Origin of the sequence: Corynebacterium choanae, assembly GCF_003813965.1 — a bacterium.
Lineage (GTDB): Bacteria > Actinomycetota > Actinomycetes > Mycobacteriales > Mycobacteriaceae > Corynebacterium > Corynebacterium choanae.
Genome location: NZ_CP033896.1, coordinates 303,539 through 326,061 on the forward strand (window position 1 = coordinate 303,539; position 22,523 = coordinate 326,061).

Below are 22,523 nucleotides of genomic sequence, written 5' to 3' on the forward strand. Positions count from 1 at the left end.
CCCCTCATTGCTCCCTTAGGAAAGAAGGTTCGCGATGAACCAACCCCTCACCACCCTCATCGACCTTGGCCGCAACTGGGCCAACCATGATGTCAGCGACACCGATCGGCAAGCCCTCACCGAACTCATAGATCTTGCCGCCGCCGACGGGGAAGGCAGCAAAGCCCACGAAGCACTCGACATTGTCATGGGTGCCCCGCTCACCTTCGGTACCGCTGGGCTGCGGGGAGTGCTCTCCCCGGGGCAAGGAGCAATGAACCGGGCAACCGTTATCCGCGCCACCAAAGGGCTCATCGACTGGCTACACACCCACATTGACCAGGCCAAAGTGGTGATCGGCTGCGACGCCCGGCACGGCTCCAGTGCCTTCGCCCGTGACGCGGCAGCAGTCATTGCGGCCGCCGGCGGCATCCCACTCGTGCTCGACCCCAAGCAGCCCACCCCAATGACTGCCTTCGCGGTACGCCACTTTGATGCCGACGCCGGAATCATGGTCACTGCCAGCCACAATCCACCCCAAGATAACGGCTACAAAGTGTATCTGGGTGGCCGGATCATCACCGGTGCCGGGCAAGGTGCACAGCTGATCGCTCCCGCCGATGAACAAATCCACACCCTGATTCAACAAGCCCCACCAGCCGATGAAATAGCGCGCGACTACAGCACCGTCCATCCCGTTGACGTGCGACGCGCCTATCTTGACCGCGCAGCCGAACTTGGTGCCCGCGGCAACATCGGCCAAGCCCACAAAGACAATCTCACCATCGTTGTCACCCCCATGCACGGGGTGGGCGGCGCGACGGTTGTACAAGCCCTGCACCGTGCCGGATTCACAGGTGTGCATCTTGTCACGGCACAGGCCTATCCTGATCCAAACTTCCCCACCGTGGCATTCCCCAACCCGGAAGAACCAGGGGCACTCGATTGCGCCATCGCCACCGCCAACACGGTTGGTGCCGACATTATCGTCGCCCTCGACCCGGATGCCGACCGCTGCGCGGTCGCCGTACCCGATCCGACTGCCGCCACCGGCTACACCCAGCTCACCGGTGACGAACTCGGTGCCCTGCTGGGGGAATTCGTACTCAGTGTCACCGACCACGGCGGGGTAGCGAACTCCATCGTGTCCTCCCAACTCCTCGCCGCTATCGCCACCGCCCAGGATCGACCAGCCACCCAAACCCTCACCGGGTTTAAATGGATTGCCCGCACCCCAAATATTGTCTTCGGCTACGAGGAAGCAATCGGCTACTGCGTTGACCCTGAATATGTGCGGGACAAAGACGGCATTACTGCCGCGATCACGGCCTGTCTGGTGGCGGCGTGGGATAAGAGCCGGGAAACGACACTGCTGACCCATGTTGCCGCACTGCGGGAACGCTACGGCATGATCGTCAGCGCCCCACTGACATTCCGGGTCGACGACGTGAGCCAAATCAGTGCAGCGATGCAACGACTGACCCAGAATCCACCAGCACAGCTCGCCGGTGCTACCGTCACCGAAACGATCAACCTTGCCGACGGCTATGGGGATCTGCCCCCAACCAGTGGTTTGATCCTGCATCTGGAATCGGCAACAAGTCGGGATCGAGTCATCATTCGCCCCTCCGGGACAGAGCCGAAGCTGAAGTGCTATCTCGACGTGCACATCACCGACCCCGAAAGCAGCGACCCACGCGCCGCCGCGGATGCACGCATTGCCGCTATCCGGGCGGATCTCTACGAGCTCATCGGCATACAGCAGTAGCCCGGGAACACCCGCGACCCACCCCAACATCACGCGAGTATCCCAACATCAAGGGAATATTCCGATCCCTCATCATGCAGGTGGCATCATACAAAGCAAGGCGGCAGGAACACCCCTGCCGCCTTGCAGTCGTTACCGGCCGCGCCGCATCATCGGCAGATGATCCATTCCATCCCAGTCGAAGACATCCCCGCAGCGGACAAACCCGAACGATTCGTAATACTGCTCCAAGGGAACCTGGGCGGTAATAACCTGTAACACCCCAGGATATTCCGCATCAGCAAGTGCACACGCATACTCCAACAGGCGCCGCCCCTCGCCCTGGCCGCGAGCCGACGTTGCAGTCACCAATCGGCCAATCTGTACTAAATCAGATGCGTCATCTAAGACCACATCGCCAAGACACTTCTGAACGAAATGCTCCCGTGTATCGGGAAAGAGCCGGGCGCAGCCCATAATCATCCCACGGTCATCGCGCCCAATAATGTGCAACGTGTCAGTAAGCGGATCGATATCGTCAATCTCCTGATACGGGCACTGCTGTTCGTGGACAAAAACATCAACTCGCAGCTTGTACAGATCATGGATATCCTTCCACGACAGCTGCGACAGGCGGGCATGGGAAAGCTGTAATGACAACGTAAAGGCTCCGAATCGTAATCCAACTGAAGGAAGGTGGGAACAAACCTGCTTGACAGCACAGCCCCAAGCAAACTGGCAGCAGCGAGCAGGTAGTCTCCACTGTAGTTCAGGAGGCGTTCACTCGTGGGATGGGTGATGACAGCTGCTCAGCAACAGTCGCAAGGATTGATCGCACGCACGGACCGCGGTGCTGGTGATAACAGCCGGTGCAAGGATCCCCAGCCGGTGTATCCATCAGGATAAAACAGAATACTAGTCGCGGCAGTACTCCCACGCGGCCTGCCACTGTGCCGCGAGCGAATCGATCGTGGCGTGCGCATTCAACCCGCTTGGTTGCGGCACCACCACCAAGGCTGTATCCACTGGCCAACCTGGGAAAATGCTTGTTTCTTGAGTACCCAATTGGGCTTTTCGCTGCTGCGTTGCCACACGATACGCAGTAATCCCAGCTACTGTCACCACATTCGGTTTGAGTATTCCAGTAAGCCGCACCACCTCGTGCCAACCCTGAATCAGTTCCGCAGGCAACAGTTCATCGGCACGGGCTGTAGCACGATTCACGAGATTCGTAATACCGATCCCCAAATCAACGAGTCGCTGTTCATCCGTATCAGACATACCCGCTGTGCAATCAATGGCCGGAGTGATAATGCCTGCCCGGTCAAGAGATGGCCAGAAGCGATTGCCGGGATAGGCGAAGGGAGCATTGACTGCGGCAGTCCACAAACCCGGGTTGACTCCAACAATAAGCATTCGCACCGGATATGGAGTGTCAGCAGTTGGCAGTCTGTCATCGACAGTCTTCCCCCGAAAAGCGGGCAGCTCACGACGGGTCGGGCGGCGGCCCGCACACGGGGATGGAAAACGAGTACTCATATCCGCCCAGTCTGCCACCCCACGATAGGAGACGGGAAACACCGGAGAAATAGACAGCGACCCGGCACCAGTAATCATCCCTGGTAATAAGGGGTGACACCGATGTCGGGTCGATGCGATGGTTATTTGCTAGGGGTGCTTCGTAGGAGCACTATAAGCAAACTTTTTACGGCTCCTGACGGCGGCGACGGAAGAACGCCAAGAGGCTGCCGACGACCATTGCGAGAAGCCCACCAAGTACGGTGCGATCAACATCGGCACCGGTGGTTGCCAAAAGTTGGCCGTTTGTCACATCGCGATTCGGGGACTGCACCACATCAGACTGCGGAGCATTTCCATCCGTTGCGCCAAGGTCTGTGGGAACTTCACTTGGTGAAGGCACATCGAGTGGCAGATGCGTGTTCGGCAGCAGCGCAGGAATACTGCCAATAACCCCGAGAATCCCGGCGAGTGCACCAAGACCAAGCACGACCGGAATGATCGACTTGAGCGCATCGTTTTCGATACTGGAGGTGTTCTCACTCGGTGGCGTGATCTGCCCCTCGTTATCGGTGTCACCAGGGTTTGCAGGAGGCGTGAAACGTTCCACGGAAACAGTTAAGGATGCCTGCAATTGCTGGCCATCTTCCAACGTCAAGGTGGCCGGCAGCTTCACAATATCGGCCGACCCGGTGCCGGTGAAGACATAGTCTTGGGAAACTTTGACCTCAATTTGACCGGTGTTTGGATTCACCGTGGCGGAAATGCCAGTTGGAAGTGTCGAGGTATTGATCGACATCTGGGAGTGTTCAGGCAGCACCATTGGCGCTCCGGTTGTTGCATCAACGAACTTCGGCTCGACACGAATCTTCTGACCAGCGGAAACCTTACTGTCCGGATAAGAAAGGGCGTAGTCGCTGTTGACCCCCTCCACGATAATCGTGACGTCGATGTTTTCGCTGGTGCCGTCGGGGTAGGTGACCTTCACGGTTGCGGTCTTGTCACCAGGGGTGGACGTGTCGATGTCGCCTACGAACTCGAAGGTGGTGTCTGCTGGGAGTTGATCGGCGTTGGATATTGCCTTTTTCGCCTCGTCGGCACCTGGGGTGCTTTGTTGTCCGACGGTCACCGTTCCGGCTGCAGGGTCGTAGGTTTCCGCGTCGGTGGTAGACGAATCTTCCGCGACCTTGATGGTCACCTGGACTTCTTCGCTGGTGCCGTCCGGGTAGGTGACCTTCACGGTTGCGGTCTTGTCACCAGGGGTGGACGTGTCGATGGTACCGACGAACTCGAATTTGGTGTCCGCTGGCAGATCGGCGGCGTTGGTGATTGCCTTTTTCGCCTCGTCGGCACCTGGGGTGCTTTGTTGTCCGACGGTCACCGTTCCGGCTGCAGGGTCGTAGGTTTCCGCGTCGGTGGTAGACGAATCTTCCGCGACCTTGATGGTCACCTGGACTTCTTCGCTGGTGCCGTCCGGGTAGGTGACCTTCACGGTTGCGGTCTTGTCACCAGGGGTGGAGGTATCGATGTCGCCTACGAACTCGAAGGTGGTGTCTGCTGGGAGTTGATCGGCGTTGGATATTGCCTTTTTCGCCTCGTCGGCACCTGGGGTGCTTTGTTGTCCGACGGTCACCGTTCCGGCTGCAGGGTCGTAGGTTTCCGCGTCGGTGGTAGACGAATCTTCCGCGACCTTGATGGTCACCTGGACTTCTTCGCTGGTGCCGTCCGGGTAGGTGACCTTCACGGTTGCGGTCTTGTCACCAGGGGTGGAGGTGTCGATGTCGCCTACGAACTCGAATTTGGTGTCCGCTGGCAGATCGGCGGCGTTGGTGATTGCCTTTTTCGCCTCGTCGGCACCTGGGGTGCTTTGTTGTCCGACGGTCACCGTTCCGGCTGCAGGGTCGTAGGTTTCCGCGTCGGTGGTAGACGAATCTTCCGCGACCTTGATGGTCACCTGGACTTCTTCGCTGGTGCCGTCCGGGTAGGTGACCTTCACGGTTGCGGTCTTGTCACCAGGGGTGGAGGTGTCGATGTCGCCTACGAACTCGAATTTGGTGTCTGCAGGCAGATCGGCGGCGTTGGTGATTGCCTTTTTCGCCTCGTCGGCACCTGGTTCGGAGTTCTGGCCGACGGTCACGGTCCCTGGGTTGGGTGTGAACGTGGTTGCGTCGTCAGCGACCTTGACAGTTACAGGAACAGTCTCGCTGGTGCCGTCCGGGTAGGTGACCTTCACCGTTGCTTGTTTGTCACCAGGGGTAGAGGTGTCGATGGTGCCAACGAACTCGAATGTGGTGTTCGCTGGGAGTTGATCGGCGTTGGATATTGCCTTTTTCGCCTCGGTTGCGCCGGGTGTGCTCTGTTGCGGGACGGTGATGGTGCCACCGGTTGGGGTGTAGGTGTTCGCGTCGCTGAGGGTGACGGTGGTGGAGGCGGTGGTGGTGTCGGTGGTGTCATCGTTGTAGGTGACGGTGACTGGGAAGTCGTATTGTTTGGCTTCCTGGTTGGCGGTGGGGGTGAAGGTGATTTCACCGGTTGCCGGGTTGATTGACACCTGTTCCTGGGTGACTCCTTGTGGGAGTTTACCGAGTGCGTAGCTTTTCACCGGGTTGTCGGTGGTGGCTGTGGTTTCCCCGGTTTTGGTGGTCTGCGGGGTGGTGGTGATGGTGGTGCCTTGTTTCCCGGAGACAGCCGCAGGATAGGACACGTCGTAGGTGGTGTTTTGTGGTTCGTCTGTGACCTTGACGGTCACCTGGACTTCCTCGCTGGTGCCGTCTGGGTAGGTGACCTTCACCGTTGCTTGTTTGTCACCAGGGGTGGACGTGTCGACGGTACCGACGAACTCGAAGGTGGTGTCTGCAGGCAGATCGGCGGCGTTGGTGATTGCCTTTTTCGCCTCGTCGGCACCTGGTTCGGAGTTCTGGCCGACGGTCACGGTCCCTGGGTTGGGTGTGAACGTGGTTGCGTCGTCAGCGACCTTGACAGTTACAGGAACAGTCTCGCTGGTGCCGTCCGGGTAGGTGACCTTCACCGTTGCTTGTTTGGCACCAGGGGTGGACGTGTCGATGGTGTCAACGAACTCGAATTTGGTGTCCGCTGGCAGATCGGCGGCGTTGGTGATGGCTTGTTTTGCCTCGGTTGCGCCGGGTGTGCTCTGTTGCGGGACGGTGATGGTGCCACCGGTTGGGGTGTAGGTGTTCGCGTCGCTGAGGGTGACGGTGGTGGAGGCGGTGGTGGTGTCGGTGGTGTCATCGTTGTAGGTGACGGTGACTGGGAAGTCGTATTGTTTGGCTTCCTGGTTGGCGGTGGGGGTGAAGGTGATTTCACCGGTTGCCGGGTTGATTGACACCTGTTCCTGGGTGACTCCTTGTGGGAGTTCACCGAGTGCGTAGCTTTTCACCGGGTTGTCGGTGGTGGCTTCGGTTTCCCCGGTTTTGGTGATTTGCGGGGTGGTGGTGATGGTGGTGCCTTGTTTCCCGGAGACAGATGTCGGATAGCTTGCGTCGTACTTCGCCGCATCAGTTTGGGTAATGGTGACCGGGACGGTGACTTCAGTTTTATTCCCAGCATCATCGGTGACGGTAACCGTGACGTTCACCGGTCCATCAGTTGGGGTCGTTGGGGTGCCGGTCAAGATGATCTTGCCGTCTTGTACATCCCAGGAAAGACCATTGGGAAGATTGTCACTGACCTGCACATTGTTCTTGGCTAGCGGGGCTGCTTGGTCATCGCTGATGGTTGCCAAGGTGATCGGAGCATCCATAGGGATAGCTTCGCCGGCGGTGGTGCTTACCTGAGTCGGGGTGACCACTGGTTTTGTCGTGTCGGTTGAGACGACCGCAAACGGCACTGTGTCAGTGACTTTCGACCATTTCCCGGAGCGATCCTGCACCTCATAGGTGACAGAGAAAGGCTGTTCACCAGGTTGGGTGGGGGTGCCAGCAAGTACACCTTCCGGGCTGAGCGTCATGCCAGCAGGTGGATTGCCGTTGATGGCAAAGTTTCGAACCCGGTCGCCCATTTCAGGGGTGACCACGAGTGGAGCACTGTAATCGTTGCCGACAACAGCGTGTTCAGTGGTCGCATCGGTCGGGAACGGGGCATCCTTGTCCCGGGATGCCGCCGTGTCGACGATGGTGATCGAACCAGGAATATGGGTGATAGTGGAGCGTCCATCCTTGGTGGCGGTAGCCTCGATTTTGAACTCGTAGTCGCCCGGGATGGTCGGCGCGCCGGTGATTGCACCTGTTGCGGGGTCAAGTTCCAGGCCACGGGGCAGACTCGTGCCCGGCTGCAAGGCGTAGGTGACGGTGGTGCCGTCCGGCACTGGGAGATTCACAGAACCGGCATAGGGGGTGTCCGCGTCGATAGCGCGCGACGGCAGATCGGTGGCATAGGACGCCGCCATAAAGCTGTCGAGGGCGATAATATCGTTCGGGTCTTGGCTGCTGTAGAGCTGTGCTGTGTACAGCACGCGGCCTTCGAACTGCTTCGGTACGGTCACCGGACAAGAAGGGATCGATGAGTCGGGCTGTGGTGTGATCGTCGCACAGGTTGCTCCGGGGACTTCTGTTTTTTCCCCTAAGGTGCCGTCGTCCTGGACGGTCTGCTGATACCACTTGATGGTGTAGGTGGTGTCTGTAATCGGCGGGAACCCAGAGGCGGTGGTTTGCACCGTCACCCCGGGAGGGGCGATGTTGGTGATGGCGTCATAGTCGGTGACGTCAAAGTTGGTGGCACCGCGGGACAGTGCCATCTTAATGTTGCCGAGCGAGTTCGTCACCGACAGCCATAGCTGGTCTTTGTCTGGCGGACGAGTGACCGTGCCCGGATCAAAATAGCCAGCAAAGTTGAAGTCAGAGTACTCCCCGATCTCTGGGGGTGTGTCTGTTTGGATGTAGAGATAGTCCCGGTTGATGTGCTTGAACTCTTTAATCAGAGTTCGCCAGCCGAAGCCATTGAGCTTGCCATCAGTTTTATTACCAATGGTCATTTGTTCATCGACAACATCTTTTCGGTCGTTGAAGATGCCCTTGAAGTTCATTGAGAAATCGCCGCTGGCATTGGTGGTGGTGTAGATCGTCTCAGCGATATATTCCGGATGCTCGGCCACCAGTGCGCGGCTTTGTGCAGCGAGCTCGTCTTTGGTGAAGTCTGGATGGGCTTTCTTCCATGCATCCATGACTTCTTTGCCTGTGTCGTTGAGATAGGAGGCAATGACTTTCACCCCGCTAGCAGGCAAATCCCCCGCGGTTTTCCGGGGGATACCGACCGAATAGTGGTACGGGTCACCGGATGGTTCGTTGAGGTTCCAAAAGACGGTGCCTTGCAGGCGGCCATATGGAGAGGTGAGATTTGAGTCGTAGTTGTCTTTCCGGTCACCAAGTCCACCGTCGTACCACTGGTCTTCCGGCTTGTGCAGGCTCGACACCGGGATTTCTTGCACAGCAATGTGGAAGTCCCGGGCTGAGCCGGCAATCCAGGAACCAGTTTCACGGTTGGTGCCGAAGGTTTGCATTTTCCCTAAGGCATCGTTGTCTGCCAGCCGGTACGGGGAGCCGGAAAGGTCAGCCCAGACTTTTAAGCGTTCCCCGATGGCGGCGATAAAGTCGTGGGTTTTGCCGTCGGCGCCGACAAAGTCTGGCATCGCAATCGAGTAGTAGCCGGTTGCGTCGGTGACAGTGTAGAAGATCGGCGAGCGGAAGCCTTCCGACTCGTAGTAGGCATACACCGGAATTCCCGGAATACCGAGTTCGATCGGTTTGTCGTTGCTGATGGCATTGTTCCGGTCACGGTTGATATAGACCCGCCCATTGACGGTCTTGGGTTGGTCGGTGACACCGGGGGAGTAAATCGCTTCTTTTTCCGCGCCATCCGGCACAGAGACATAGGATCCGCCGATGACTGCTGCGGCGAGGGGTTGCACTGGCAGTGGCAGTAATGTTGCAGTAGAGGTGGCAAATGCTGTGGTGAGCGCTACCAAGGCGCGTTTTCCGGCGATGCGATTGCATGAGATGTTCATTTTGGGGTGTGGATCCTTCCCACAGTAAAAGTAGCCATCGGTACTGGCGTGTCGTACCGATGGATGGTGATCCGACGACGAGGTGTGGTTGTCGTAGGGATCGGGAAAAGTGCCAGTGCAACGGGCGCGCGTGATCGGGGCGCACAGGATGGTGGCGGTAACCTTCATCCTAGAACGGCCAGACCGGTTTCTGGCCAGCGAGTAACCGGATACCCCTTAGGCGCTGACCGGAGATCTATCAATGGGGATCTGCTGTTGAGGAATCTGGTCGGGGGCACCCCGCTTTTCCCAGTTCAAGACGGGTGGTGAGTGCTTTTCGTTGCTTATGGAAGCGGCGATGGTGCGCACCATGTGAGTTTTCCGTCGGCTGTTCCTTGTTCACCCCCGAGGGCAGTGCACCACAGCGTGGGCGCAGCTGATGAGAAAGCCAGGTGAAAATGCTGAGATTCGCGGCAAGTGTATCCGGGGTGGTGTTGCGTGCTGCTGCGCCGCGCGGCAGCGGGGCAGCGGGGCAGCTACGCCTTTTCGGTGGCAGTGACGTGGTAGCGCTGCAGGGTGCTGGTCGTGGCGCGCAGGATCCGAATAATGGCAGTGGAATTGTCCCGCATCATCAAATGGCTGGCCTGAATCGGCAGGAAAAATACGGTGGCATCCTGGTTGCGGGTGGCAAGACCCCGGGCGTGGCGGCGGAGTTTCCGCTGCCAGCGGCCAAGGATCCGACCGCCGAAGTTTGCCCACCCCTGGCAGGCGGCAACCACGACGGTGTCGCCGCGCAGCGGCAGGGTGCGGTCGATGAGCGCCAGTTCTTCCGCCCACAATTCATAGCCCCGCAGTTCGCGCAGCATACCGTCGACGAACTGTTCTGTGGCGGCAAGCCGCACCATGAGTCGCCGATCAGTGCCGCCGCGCAGGGGGGTGTCGCGGCCGGGTTTGACCAGCTGCCAGGCGTGGGCGAACACGATCCGGGCGGCGTCAATATCAAGGACGAAACGATCAAGCTTTTCTACCAAACCCGGGGTGCGGGTGTCGTGCCACAGCCGCTCAATGATTGCGCGACTACCGGTGGTTTTCGGCTCATAGGATCCATCGAGCAGGGTTAGGCGGGTGGTGCGCGCCGGATAAATCAGGGCGAACGCCTCCCCGATAAATCCGGCCATGGAGTGCGCCACAAGATGTGCCTTGTCAATACCGGTGGCTGCCATCACTTGCGCAACAATATCGACTTCGCTGGCCAGGGTTCCCGGGGGATGCCCATCGGTGGCAGTGGACAGGCCACTGCCGATCCGGTCGAAAACGACCACATAGTGATCCCGGGCAAGTTCTTCCGCCACCTGCTGCCAATCAAACCAGGGCACCGACAACCCGGAGAGCAGCACTATGGCGGGATTGGATTGGTTGCCGAAGGTGACCACATGCACTTGTGCGTCATAGGTTTTCGCATCGGCGTCGGGTCGCTGCGCCACCGTGGCGGTGTGCGCATCTAAGAAGAGGTGCGGTGTGTAGCGCACCGCAATATGGGTGCCAATCGCCACCGGGCTTTCCACCGGGGCGCGATCATGATTGCCGGCCATAGCTGTAATCCAACTGTAGTGCTGCCGTTTTCGGCAAGCGGGTGAACTTGTGGTGGGTGGGGTGACCACCCGATATTTTCAAGGATGCGGGGTTGTCGTGTTGTACGACGGTGCAGCCCCTTTGTTGCGGAGGTTACGAAACCGGTGCGGTTGGGCGTTTCGCGTCACTGTTGGCAGTGGTGTGCCGGGCGCGGGTCATACCGTCAAGGAAGCCATCAAACCCAAGCCACGAATTGATGCACCACAGCCACCACAGGCTGCACAGGGCAAGGGAGATCCGCTGGATGAGACCAAGATAGGGCAGATCGTGGATGAACACGCTGGCGGTGCAGTACAACGCGGCGGCAGTAAACCCAACCGCCAGCACGGTGCCACGGGTGACATGCCGGTCGGCGGGGAATCCTTGCCGATAGTGGCGGCGGGATCCCGCCGCCCGGGAAAGCTGGATCATCCGATCCAGGGAAGGATCAGGGCTACCGCTAGTCAACGGTATGCCGCGTCGTTTCGCCTGCGGGATGAGGAAATGCTGCATCAACGCCACGAGCAGCATGGCGATGACCGCCACAGTGCCAATGAGTCCCGAGGTGAACTCGTGAATGTGCAGCTCAGGGGTGTCACACAGCGGCCCGTTGATAGCCGACGGGGCAGTGGTCTCAACGGGGCAGGGCAGCGGGTTGGAGGCGTCAAAAATGGTGGCGATAGCAAAGATCAGCCCGCACAGCACCACCAATGCCCGACAGATCGTCAGCGGCCGGGTAATAATCCGGTCGTGGGTGATATGCACCCGGGCGGCAAGAATAGTCAACGCACACAGCAGGATGCCGGTAAGTAAATCCCCGAGCTGAAACAGCCACGAGAGATGCCACACCGGGGAGGCGTATTCACTGGCAAACGCATTGGTGGCATCCACCTCTGGCACGAGCGGACCTGCCGCCCAGGTGGCGTAGGCGAGCGCGGCCGCAATCGCTAACACATAAACAATTTTCAACATGGCAATCTAGGCGTAGCTGCCACCGGTGGGACGCTGATAGGGGAAGGCGATAATGCTGCGGATATCCACCCCCAGCAGCAGCATCACCATCCGGTCGATGCCCATGCCCATGCCCCCGGTGGGGGCAAGACCCAACTCGAGGGCGTGCAGGAAGTCTTCGTCGACACTCATCGCCTCCGGGTCGCCGGCGGCAGCCGCCAGCGACTGTTCGACAAACCGGTCGCGTTGATCGATCGGATCCGTAAGCTCTGTGTAGGCGCAGCCCAATTCCATGCCGAAGGCAACAAGATCCCAGCGTTCCGCAAGCAGCGGATTATCCCGATGTTTGCGGGTCAGCGGAGAGCCTTCAGCCGGAAAATCGGTGTAGAACGTTGGCAGCCCGGTGCGGCTTTCCACCAGTTCGTCATACAGCTCTGTGATCATTGATGCAGTCGTTGCAGTGGGTGGAATGGCCACGTTGAGCCGGTCACAGATCGCCGCCAACTGTGCTTGTTCAGTGGTGATATCGATCTGTTCGCCGACCACAGCTGATACCGCATCACACACCCGCACCACCGGCCAAGGTGCAGCAATATCAACTGCCACCATCCCTGATGGGAGCGCAGCGGAATGCTCCACCACCTGTGGGGTGGGCGCAAAGGGAAGCGGATCGGTGCTGAACTGTTCCACCTTCGCCGCTGGTTGCCACACCACCTGTTCGCCGTGCACGGCAGTGGCTGCGGCGCGAATAAGAGCCTCGGTGAGATGCCGCATGGTGGTGTAGTCGCCCCCGGCCCGATACGCCTCAAGGGAGGTGAACTCCGGGTTGTGGGTGGCGTCGACTCCCTCATTGCGGAAGGAACGACCGATCTCAAAAATGGCATCCATGCCGCCGATCGCCAACCGTTTCAAATACAGCTCGGGGGCGATACGTAAAAACGCCTGCGCGTCATAGGCGTTGAAATGGGTGGTAAACGGTCGCGCATTCGCCCCACCTTGCACCGCCTGCAAGATAGGGGTTTCCACTTCCAGGAAGCCGGCATCGGTTAAGGTGTGGCGCACCGCGGCGATCGCCGCCGACCTGGCATAGAGCAGCTCCCGCTGACGCGGTACCGCAATAAGCGCCTGGGTGCGGTTTTTTACCCCAGCTGCCGGTGATGACACCGGTGCACTCGGAGGTTTGTTTGCCCCCCACAGCGGTGGCAACGCCACCGGGGTCAAGGTTTTCGCCAACATCTGCCAGGAGTCGGCAAATACTGACCAGCAGCCGGTGCGGGTCGCCCCCAGCACACCGGTGACCGATATCAGATCACCCGCGTCGAGTAGTTTCAACAGGGAAAAATGCGCGCAGCGATCCCGTTCGCAGGCGATTTGTACCTTGGTTGATCCGGTAAACACGTCCAGGAACACAATGCCGCCGTGGCGGCGTTGTTTCCCTACCCGGGCATGCACTGTGACCGTGGTGCCCGCGGGCAAATGGGCGAGCTCCGATAAGGCGGTGACTGTCACCCCGGGTGTTGCCGGGGGATAGGGATCCATGCCTTGTGCCTGTAATGTTGCCGCATGTTGACGGCGCACCTGCGCCTGATCGGAATATTTTCGTTGCGGCAGGGCAGGGGCCGCCGCGGCGGAGGCGTAAATCGCTTGCACTGCTGCGGCATGGGTGGGATCCCCCAGCCAGCTTGGTGTGCCCGCATGACGCGAAAGCAGTGAAGGTAAAAACCCTTCCAATGTGGCGGCCGCCGTAAGGACCACGGTTAACCGGGCGGAATCCGGATAGGCGAAATAGCGTGGCCGCCACGACGGCTGATAGCGGGCATTTGATTCCAGCAGGGATTCCAGCTGCCAGAATCGTGAAAATACTTGCATAATGCGCCGCAGTAGCCGATCACCAAGATGCGCGTCCACCGCAGCACCTTGCACAAACACGTTGCGCAGCATGGCAAAGTTCAACGAGATTTCAGCAATATGCACATCACGGCAATAGTCGATGAGGCTTAACACCATCGCTTCAACAACACCGTTGACGCTGCCTGGGCGGCGGCGCATCACATTCAGCGACAATCCGTGTCGCCCAAACGGAACGAAGGTGAGTAGCCCCTGCACCACCCCGTCCGTGTCGTAGGCGGTGACAACCAGCTGCTGTGAGTCAAGCGGATCCAACACCCTATCGAGCGCCATGGAAAACCCACGTTCATCACCCACCCGATAGGCGGCGGCCGCCGCCTGCAGGGTGCGCTGCTCCTCGGCGGTGATCGTGGCGAGTTTCCGGCAGGTGATCGTCACCCCTGCGCGGGCAACCCGGCGCCGCGCCACCTGCAGCGGTTTCATTTGTGGATCACTTAAACTAAACCGGTCAACGGCGATGACTGCCTCATCACCCATGAGACGAATCTTGAGTCCCGCCGCCCGATAGGCGCGGGCACCTTTCTCCGACGCGGAGATCACCCCCGGGATGAGACCGCGCTGATAGGTTTGCGCCAACCAGGCTTGGATAGCCGCATCCCACTGGCCTGGATCACCGATTGGATCACCACCAGCCATGGACACCCCGCGCGCCTCAGCGAAAGAAACCGCCGCCTGGCCGGACGGTGCAAACACCACATTCCGGTTCGTGCCGGTGGCGAAATAGCTTAAGGAATCCCCCGGATATTTCGCCAGCAATGCATGCACGGCCAGATCGTCGGCAGCGCTGCGCGGCTGCCGTCGATTCGCCCGCAGGAAAACAAGTAGCCCGGCGAAAAACGCAAGTCCTGACAATAGTGCCAGCACAAAGGCCAACCAGGCTGGTCCGCCACTGGGTAGTCCATCTTCGCCGAATACTGTTTCAAACCCCATGGCGCGCAGCGCCCAGTCCAACCGGTGGGTATCAGTAAAGAGTCGGTTGGGTACCAGCTCCACTGAGACAAACCCGATAACGAACACCAGTGCCTGTCCGATGAGCATCACCACAATGCCCAATCCGGCGGCTTTCAGCGACAACCGGGATGGCAAAGCCGGACGAGCCCACCACACGGCGGCAATAATGACGATGGCGCTGAGGACATTGGCTATCCACGACAGTGCCCACACCCGATCAGGGCCAAACAGGTTAAACACTTGGTTTGTTGCTACTGCAGTAAGCACAATCGCCTGAAAGACGATCGTCACCCACACCACGACCCGTTTCCGTAGAAACGCGGCAACCGCGAATACCAGCATCATGCCCGCCACGGACAGGGATGGTTCGTGGACAACATTGATGAGATCCAACCCGTAGCCGATGCCGTCAACAAGCGGCGAAGGGACATAGCGGAAGAGGAACTCCACTAAGGAAAACACGGCCGCAAACAGCGACATCCAGCCGATCGTATCGGCAATTTTTCCCCGCAGCGGATCAGTTGCCTGCGCCACCATTGACGGTGGCGGTGCGACCACAGTCCTTGTGGCCTGATCGGCAGGAGCAGCCGCTTGACCAGCATGCGTCACAGCATTTTGCTTCGACACCCGAACCCCTTACACAACGTTGAACCTGACACCCGAAGCCTGCGACGACGACCAGTAGCAACACGGTATCGCCGAAAACAGACAATCATGTTCAACAATAGATCCCGAAGATCAGGCTTGCCTGAGTAACAACTGGCAGTTCAGCAAAATCCCAGCACAATATTCACAGGTCATACCATTGCGTTCGGTATCGTTAGCCAAGCACCCCACCTACGGATCGATATTCACCGCTGCTTCACTGCGCCGCCCGCCAACGGCTTACACAGGGGTCTGCTGACATGACAAACCCCTGGCCGTTGCGCGCTTCCGGTGAAGGTGAAAGCGCCGCAACACCAGGGGGTTAAACCGCATCTACACCCGCTTTAGTGGGGTAGCCCTAAGCGGTTGAGGATATAGCCGATAAGGCCGATGCCAACGATCGCGCCGAGCAGCTTGCCAAGCCCGATTCCGAAGGATTTTGCCCCACCTTCCAACGTGGAGGAGTTGGTTTCTTTGGTTGAAGAGCCAACCTTGCTGGAAACCTCGTCACCAGTGCTGGCTTCCGGATCGGTCGTTTCCGAAGAGCTGTCCAGACCGAGCTTGCTGAAAAAGCCATCATCAGCAGTTGGGGTTGTTGTGTTCGCTGCTGGTGGTGGGGTTTGCTGAGCCACCGCCGGGGCGACGGGGGCAACAAGACTTGCAGCGACAACAGCTGCGATCACGGAACGACGAGCAGGCAGGAAACGCATAAGGTTGATGACCAATCGTGGAAGTAATAGGAGCGGTGGCATGGCAGCCACTCAAAGGGAAAGTGCCGGATAACAAGCACATCGCACCATGTGCTGGGGTGCCGTAGCTCAAGCGTCGGCTAGACAACCGGTGAGGTATCCGACTTGCGGCATGGCATCGACAGCAAGCAGGTAGCCGCCCATCACAGACAGGCACAAGGCTCAAGCTGTTTGCAGTGAAGCCCCGGACATTGTGTGTTATCGACTGTTGCCAGCGATGGTGTTACACCAGCCGGCGAACCTTGTGCCGCAGGTGCTGGCAGGGACTACCCGTCGAGGTCACCTTCCTGGTACTTGGCGTGGCGCACCATATCGTCCCATTCGACAATCTTGTGGCGTTCGCGGCCTTCCTGCTGCCCGAGGGCTTGCTCAGCAGCGTCAAGGCGGTGCCACCCCTGCCAAGTGGTGAACTCAATATTTTTGTCCTGCAGGAACCTCACAACCGCATCAACCTCCGGCTGCGCTGGTGTGTCGAGGGCGCCTGCAGTGTAGTCACCGACAAGCATGTCGATGGTTTGTTTCGCATCAGATTTCGTGTTGCCAATAAGCCCAACCGGCCCACGCTTAATCCAGCCGGTGCAGTACAAGCCAGCAATGGGGGCGCCAGTTTCCGGGTCGAGGACGTGTCCGCCATCATTCGGGATGACGAAACGGTTCTCATCAAATGGCACACCTGCGACCGGATCAGACTGGTAGCCAACCGCCCGATAGACAGCTTGCACTGGCCATTCGTGGAATTCGCCGGTGCCGGTCACTTGACCGTTGCCGTCGAGCTCCATCCGCTCAGTCTTCAGGCCAGCCACATGGCCGTCCTTTTCGATGATCTCCACAGGGGAGTGAAGGAAGTGAATATAGAGCTTGTGCGGCGCGTCACTGGGATCAGCCATGGCGTAGCCTTCTAGCACCTGGCAGACTAGATCGACTGTTTTCGAGTCGCGTCGTGCCTGCTCCCCAGCTTCGTCGTAGACGATGTCTTCGGGATCGACCACGACTTCGATGGTGTCGGAGTGGTTGAGTTCTTTCAGCTCAAGCGGGGTGAACTTGGCCTGGGCTGGGCCGCGGCGGCCAAAGACGTGTACCTCTTTGGCTTTATTGTTCTTCAAGTTTTGGTACACATTGTCCGGGATTTCGGTGACATGCAGCTCGTCACCGGTTTTCGCCAGCACTCGGGCGATGTCAAGGGCAACGTTGCCGACCCCGATAACAGCGACTTGTTCCGCTTCGAGATTCCAGTCACGAGAGAAGTTTGGATTGCCGTCGTAGAAGCCAACGAATTCCCCGGCACCGTAGTGCTCCGGAAGATCTGCGCCTGGAATGTTGAGGTCACGGTCGCCGTAGGCGCCGGTGGAAAACACGATCGCATCATAGAACTGCTTGAGCTCTTCGATGGTGACGTCTTTGCCGACCTCAATATTGCCCAGCAGGCGCAGCTGCGGGGATTCCATCACCTTGTGCAGGCTCATGACGATGCCCTTAATACGGGGATGGTCAGGGGCGACACCGTAGCGGATGAGCCCGAATGGGGCAGGCATCATCTCGTAGAGGTCGATGGCAACTTCCTGGCCGGACTTCATCAACAGATCAGAGGCGTAAATACCGGCAGGACCTGCGCCGATGACAGCAACACGAAGGGGACGGGTCATAGGGGAAACCAAGCTACTTTCGTAAAAGGTCAGTGATGTCGGTTGCCTGCGTCGACAACGTCGGCAACCGGCAGGGAATGATCAATCAGCACAACTTGTGGCACAGACAGGTGTTCCTGTCTCGCCGATGTGGCGTGCAGAACAACAGCATGAGCATTGCGCTTGAGAGCCACAGGTGTCGGCAACTATGCCACAACTGCTGCAATTTACCGCTTTAGCGTCGATATTTCTAGCCTGATTGCGTCCAGCAGGCGAAGCGGTGGACGTGGAAACACTGGAAGTCCTTGGCTGCTGTGCTCTGTAAAGATGCAGTGCAGTGTCAGATTGTGCGCGCCATGTCTGGATGCCACCCCACCCGGGGAAGTTGGCTTTCGGCAGCCTGCCGACGGGCATGGGGGTATCTCGTCGCGGGTGGAGCGATCCGGGGGCACTGCAATTGTGGTGTTGCCTGTCACAGTAGTGTGATTTTGCCCAAGGTAAGCGTCGTGTGAACAGGGATTTTTCGTCGACGGGGGAGGGTTGGCAAGCGGGAAAGCGGACACCTTTGTGTAGTCGTATGTCGCAATCCCTTACACTTATGCCATGACTCACACTTTTTCGGTGCCGTGCCCTCGGCCACCGGAAGGCGTGATGGCAAGCGACAATTCACCGTTGCTTGCTGCCCGCTCTCTCGACGAGCGAACTTTGTCCATCCCATGACGATCTCGGGGACACTGGTGATCCCCGAACCAAGGAGAAGCTGTCACGTGACTGCCGCACAACCGCAACTGAACGGATCATTCATTTGCTCCTGCGTCGCCGCGAATCCGGCGGAAGTGAATTTCTCAACGATTGCTAGCACGTTGGGGATTGATCACCGGCAGCTGGTGGGCGAAGAGTTCACCCTTGCCGCAGTGCTTGAGCAATCACCAGTCACTGACAAACCGGCACTTCTTGTCGGCACCGGCAACACAGTCTTTGACGCCCGGTGTGCCGCAAGCCTTGGTGTACCACTGCTGTTAGTTGCAAAATTCCCCGGCCATCACGTGGATTTGGCGGTCGCCGATGCGAAAGCAACCGATGCGACGGTGCTCGGATGTTTAGTGGGGCAGGATGTAAACGCTGATCGGGTACAAGAGATTGTTGCCACAGCCCCTGCTGAGGTTCCTGTGGTGATGGGGCCGGAAGTTTTCGAGCACATGCTCATCAGCAAGGCGAAAGAGCAGCGGCGCCATATTGTGCTTCCCGAGGGGGAGGATGATCGCATTCTCACCGCCGCATCGATCCTGCTGGAAAAAGATGTTTGCGATTTGACGATTCTCGGCGATCCGGCCGCGATGCAGGCTCGTGCGAAAGAGTTAGGTGTGGATATCTCTCGGGCAAAGCTCGACGATCCGAAAGCATCCCCACTGGCAGAAGAGTTCGCTGAAACCTTTGCCGAGCTGCGCAAATCTAAGGGAGTGACCCTGGAGCAGGCGCGGGAGACGATGCAGGATATTTCCTACTTCGCCACGATGATGATCTATAAGGGGTTGGCTGACGGCATGGTCTCTGGTGCGGTAAACACCACGGCACACACGATTAAGCCTTCCTTCCAGATCATCAAGACTAAGCCGGGTGTTTCGGTGGTCTCCTCGATCTTCCTCATGGTCATGCAAGATACGTTGTGGGCATTCGGTGACTGTGCCGTCAATCCGAATCCGACTGCGGAGCAGCTCGCTGAGATTGCAGCTGTGTCGGCTGAAACCGCTGCCGGGTTTGGTATTGATCCGAAGGTTGCCATGCTCAGCTACTCGACTGGTACCTCCGGTACCGGACCTGACGTCAATCGGGCAGCTGAAGCGGTACGGATCGCTCACGAGAAGTTCCCGGATCTTGTCGTCGACGGTCCGCTGCAATTTGATGCTTCGGTTGATCCGGTTGTGGCAAGAAAGAAGGCGCCGGAATCCCCGGTCGCAGGGCAGGCCAATGTCATGATCTTCCCCGATCTTGAGGCTGGCAACATCGGCTACAAGGCGGTGCAGCGCAGCGCGAGTGCCCTGGCGGTCGGTCCAATCCTGCAGGGGTTGAAGAAGCCGGTGAACGACCTATCCCGGGGTGCAACGGTGCCAGATATTGTCAACACTGTTGCCATCACCGCCATTCAGGCGCAAAGCTAGATCGCCTCTTTCAACTTCACCTGGGTGTCCCGCAGCACTTGACCAATGATTGCTGCGGGGCATCGCGTGGGAATCCCCTGTGGTTGTGTCTTGCCTGCGGGCAGGAGCACCGTTGCCACGCGCGGGTATCCCCGCGCGTACCTTCATCGTTTCGGTGACCCAGGGTGGTGGCCACAGTGACTACTGCAGCAGCAGGCACTGGGTGCACCTCAGGTGGCAGTCACCGCCCGTTTTCATCATGAGTCTTAGTTCTTAGTCTTCCCAGTTTTACAACACAGAAACACCCCAATTATGAGTCTTGCACTGGTATTAAACTCCGGATCGTCGTCAATCAAATTCCAGGTGGTGAATCCGAAAAATCACGCCACCGATGCTCCGCTCGTCTCCGGGCTCGTCGAGCAGATCGGGGAGCCGACTGGCTCGATCACCTTGAAATATGATGGCGAAAAGTATGTGCTGAAAGCACCGATTCCGGATCATTCCGCCGGTCTCGACTTGGCCTTCAAGCTTATGGATGAGCACGGCTGTGGTATTGCGCAGCTCGATATTGTGGCGGTCGGCCACCGGGTGGTGCACGGCGGGATTTTGTTCTCCCAGCCGCAGGTGATCACCGATGAGATTCTTGGCATGGTGAAGGATCTCATCCCGCTTGCCCCGCTGCACAATCCGGCCAACATTGACGGCATTGAAGTGGCAATGAAGCTGCTGCCGGATGTGCCGCATATCGCAGTGTTTGACACCGGTTTTTATCATTCGATGCCACCGGCTGCGGCACTGTATGCGATTAATAAAGAAACCGCCGCGGAGCATGGGGTACGCCGCTACGGGTTCCATGGCACCAGCCACGAATATGTTTCCCAGCATGTGCCTGCGCTGCTTGGGAAAGATCCCGATGAGGTCAACCAGATTACGCTGCACCTGGGCAACGGTGCTTCGGCGACGGCTGTGCGCGGCGGGAAAGCAGTGGACACCTCGATGGGGATGACACCACTTGCCGGGCTGGTGATGGGTACCCGCTCGGGGGATATCGATCCGGGTATTGTTTTCCACCTGCACCGCTCGGCGGGAATGAGCATTGATGAGATCGATAAGCTGCTCAACCGGGATTCTGGTGTCAAGGGCATCTCTGGGGTGAACGATTTCCGCGAACTCGGTCGTCTCATTGAGGATGAGGATCCTGATGCTTGGCTTGCCTACTCGATCTACATTCACCAGCTGCGACGCTATATTGGCTCGTACATGATCGCCCTGGGGCGGGTGGACGCGATCACCTTCACCGCTGGCGTGGGGGAAAATGATGCGATGGTGCGTGCGGATGCGCTTGCCAACCTGGGGATGTACGGCATCAAGATTGATCCGGAGCGCAATGCTATTCGCGCCTCTGAGGCACGGGAAATCTCCACCGATGATTCCACGGTGAAGGTGTTTGTTATCCCCACCAACGAGGAGCTGGCTATCGCCCGCTACGCGGTCTCTTTGGCTGGTGTTGAGTAAACGAGCAGCTTGTAAGTCTTTTTAGTTTCACCTAGCGGTGCCGTTGCGAGCAGTGGCACCGCTAGGTGCTTATCTGAGCAGTGCACACGTCTGGCCAAGTCATAGGCATCACAGTCTGTGACTTTGCCATTGGTACAGCCACTGCCGCTGGCGCTGTGTGAGCCGCTGCCGTTGTCGTAGGGCATTGCCCAGGGCGCAAGATAGTTTGCTTGGCTGTTCCTCACACGTTCGGTGACTAGTTCAGGGCATAGCGCAAGTTGAGCGAAGTTCATCCCGCGGTGCGGCTGGTGTAAGAACATACCCGAGCCGCACCGTTGTTGTGTGGTGGGTATCTGTGTACTGCTGTGCAAGCAGCGTCATTATTCCACACATTGCATGCCTCATACGTCACGGTAGACTACAGCTGTCACACTATGTGGTGGGTTTGTCCCGCGGACACTGCTTTGTGTGAGGTAGCTACTTCTCCAAGGAACAAGGACGACGTGAACATGATGCGCAGCGCCCAGTTAGTGCCGGCACCCGGTAAAGCATGTACCACGGTGCACCGCCGCCGGGTAGGACTGGCGATGCTCGTCGGGATCGGTCTTATTAGTACACCGGCGACGGCGACCGCCATACCAACCGTGCCAACCGCGCCACCCGTATCGGGAGTCCTTGTCGCCGATGCTGCACTGGATAATGCAGTGGAACAAGGCACGGTGATGCTCCCGGAGCGTCTCCAAGCAGTAGCGCAAACCTTTGGGGGAGTTGTTGCGGTAGCAAGTGATCTGCCACCAGCGATTGCCGCACTACTAGCGGGTGCGTATATGGACGAGCCGGTGACACAGACTGTCACCGTAGTGCCGACAGATCAAGGTAACCGCTATCAGATCACCCCGGCACCAGGAGTAACCGAACTGCCAGTCAACGCCCGCTACGCCGGTTGGCTGCAAGCCATCGCCCTGGGTGTGCCGGACACGCCAACCCTGCGGCACCAGTATTACTGCCACTTTGATGGCCGGGCAGCACTCGTCGACAAGCCCACCTGGAATATTGAGGATTTCCGGCCAGATAAAGGCATGGACGGCTTTTACGCGAGCCTCTGTAACTAGCAGGAACAATATCCTGCCGGGCAGGCATCTCAAAGCGTGTTGCTCCCCGTGGAAGCGGGTGCTTCCAGTTCGGGCGGTAAAGCAGCGGGTTGACTACACT

General features: G+C 58.6%; 12 protein-coding genes. 4 read left to right on the plus strand and 8 right to left on the minus strand.

Annotated elements, in window-relative coordinates; translation table 11 throughout:
* Positions 1-34 precede the first annotated feature (34 nt).
* Entirely contained in the window at positions 35-1,747 is a 1,713-nt protein-coding gene (locus CCHOA_RS01075) for a phospho-sugar mutase (RefSeq protein ID WP_123925896.1), read from the plus strand.
* A 132-nt stretch (positions 1,748-1,879) separates the two neighbouring features.
* Here CCHOA_RS01075 and CCHOA_RS01080 read toward each other — a convergent pair whose 3' ends face one another.
* The 8 genes from CCHOA_RS01080 to CCHOA_RS01115 all read right to left on the minus strand — a co-directional run bounded on the left by CCHOA_RS01080 (position 1,880) and on the right by CCHOA_RS01115 (position 17,700).
* Positions 1,880-2,386 (minus strand): GNAT family N-acetyltransferase, encoded by a 507-nt coding sequence (locus tag CCHOA_RS01080; protein WP_123925898.1) that lies wholly within the window; start codon positions 2,384-2,386, stop codon positions 1,880-1,882.
* A 255-nt stretch (positions 2,387-2,641) separates the two neighbouring features.
* Positions 2,642-3,265 (minus strand): mismatch-specific DNA-glycosylase, encoded by a 624-nt coding sequence (locus CCHOA_RS01085; RefSeq protein WP_123925900.1) that lies wholly within the window; start codon positions 3,263-3,265, stop codon positions 2,642-2,644.
* Between the two features lie 166 nt (positions 3,266-3,431).
* Complete coding sequence (locus CCHOA_RS01090; protein WP_164472334.1) at positions 3,432-9,263, minus strand: Rib/alpha-like domain-containing protein; 5,832 nt, start codon at positions 9,261-9,263, stop codon at positions 3,432-3,434.
* Positions 9,264-9,778: 515 nt separating this feature from the next.
* A complete protein-coding gene (locus CCHOA_RS01095) occupies positions 9,779-10,834 on the minus strand; it encodes an alpha/beta hydrolase (RefSeq protein WP_123925904.1) in 1,056 nt (351 codons plus the stop codon).
* A gap of 133 nt (positions 10,835-10,967) precedes the next feature.
* Positions 10,968-11,825, minus strand: a complete 858-nt coding sequence (locus tag CCHOA_RS01100; RefSeq protein ID WP_123925906.1) for a DUF998 domain-containing protein — start codon at positions 11,823-11,825, stop codon at positions 10,968-10,970.
* Positions 11,826-11,831: 6 nt separating this feature from the next.
* Positions 11,832-15,290, minus strand: coding sequence for a bifunctional lysylphosphatidylglycerol synthetase/lysine--tRNA ligase LysX (gene lysX / locus CCHOA_RS01105; RefSeq protein WP_123925908.1), 3,459 nt, complete (start codon positions 15,288-15,290; stop codon positions 11,832-11,834).
* Positions 15,291-15,652: 362 nt separating this feature from the next.
* Entirely contained in the window at positions 15,653-16,060 is a 408-nt protein-coding gene (locus CCHOA_RS01110) for a hypothetical protein (protein WP_123925910.1), read from the minus strand.
* A 263-nt stretch (positions 16,061-16,323) separates the two neighbouring features.
* Entirely contained in the window at positions 16,324-17,700 is a 1,377-nt protein-coding gene (locus tag CCHOA_RS01115; protein ID WP_123925912.1) for an FAD-dependent oxidoreductase, read from the minus strand.
* A 767-nt stretch (positions 17,701-18,467) separates the two neighbouring features.
* Between CCHOA_RS01115 and pta the strand changes: the two genes are divergently transcribed.
* The 3 genes from pta (at position 18,468) to CCHOA_RS01130 (ending at position 22,423) form a co-directional block, all read left to right on the plus strand.
* Positions 18,468-19,838, plus strand: a complete 1,371-nt coding sequence (gene pta, locus CCHOA_RS01120) for a phosphate acetyltransferase (protein ID WP_377739675.1) — start codon at positions 18,468-18,470, stop codon at positions 19,836-19,838.
* A 291-nt stretch (positions 19,839-20,129) separates the two neighbouring features.
* Positions 20,130-21,332, plus strand: coding sequence for an acetate kinase (locus tag CCHOA_RS01125; RefSeq protein ID WP_123925916.1), 1,203 nt, complete (start codon positions 20,130-20,132; stop codon positions 21,330-21,332).
* A 488-nt stretch (positions 21,333-21,820) separates the two neighbouring features.
* Positions 21,821-22,423 (plus strand): DUF2599 domain-containing protein, encoded by a 603-nt coding sequence (locus CCHOA_RS01130; RefSeq protein ID WP_245992212.1) that lies wholly within the window; start codon positions 21,821-21,823, stop codon positions 22,421-22,423.
* The last annotated feature ends 100 nt before the right edge of the window (positions 22,424-22,523 follow it).

Bases quoted from the DNA above. Each gene is read 5' to 3' on its own strand.
- CCHOA_RS01075 (WP_123925896.1), top strand. From the start codon at position 35: ATGAACCAACCCCTCACCACCCTCATCGACCTTGGCCGCAACTGGGCC.
- CCHOA_RS01085 (WP_123925900.1), bottom strand. From the start codon at position 3,265: ATGAGTACTCGTTTTCCATCCCCGTGTGCGGGCCGCCGCCCGACCCGT.
- CCHOA_RS01090 (WP_164472334.1), bottom strand. From the start codon at position 9,263: ATGAACATCTCATGCAATCGCATCGCCGGAAAACGCGCCTTGGTAGCG.
- CCHOA_RS01095 (WP_123925904.1), bottom strand. From the start codon at position 10,834: ATGGCCGGCAATCATGATCGCGCCCCGGTGGAAAGCCCGGTGGCGATT.
- CCHOA_RS01100 (WP_123925906.1), bottom strand. From the start codon at position 11,825: ATGTTGAAAATTGTTTATGTGTTAGCGATTGCGGCCGCGCTCGCCTAC.
- CCHOA_RS01110 (WP_123925910.1), bottom strand. From the start codon at position 16,060: ATGCCACCGCTCCTATTACTTCCACGATTGGTCATCAACCTTATGCGT.
- CCHOA_RS01115 (WP_123925912.1), bottom strand. From the start codon at position 17,700: ATGACCCGTCCCCTTCGTGTTGCTGTCATCGGCGCAGGTCCTGCCGGT.
- CCHOA_RS01125 (WP_123925916.1), top strand. From the start codon at position 20,130: ATGAGTCTTGCACTGGTATTAAACTCCGGATCGTCGTCAATCAAATTC.
- CCHOA_RS01130 (WP_245992212.1), top strand. From the start codon at position 21,821: ATGATGCGCAGCGCCCAGTTAGTGCCGGCACCCGGTAAAGCATGTACC.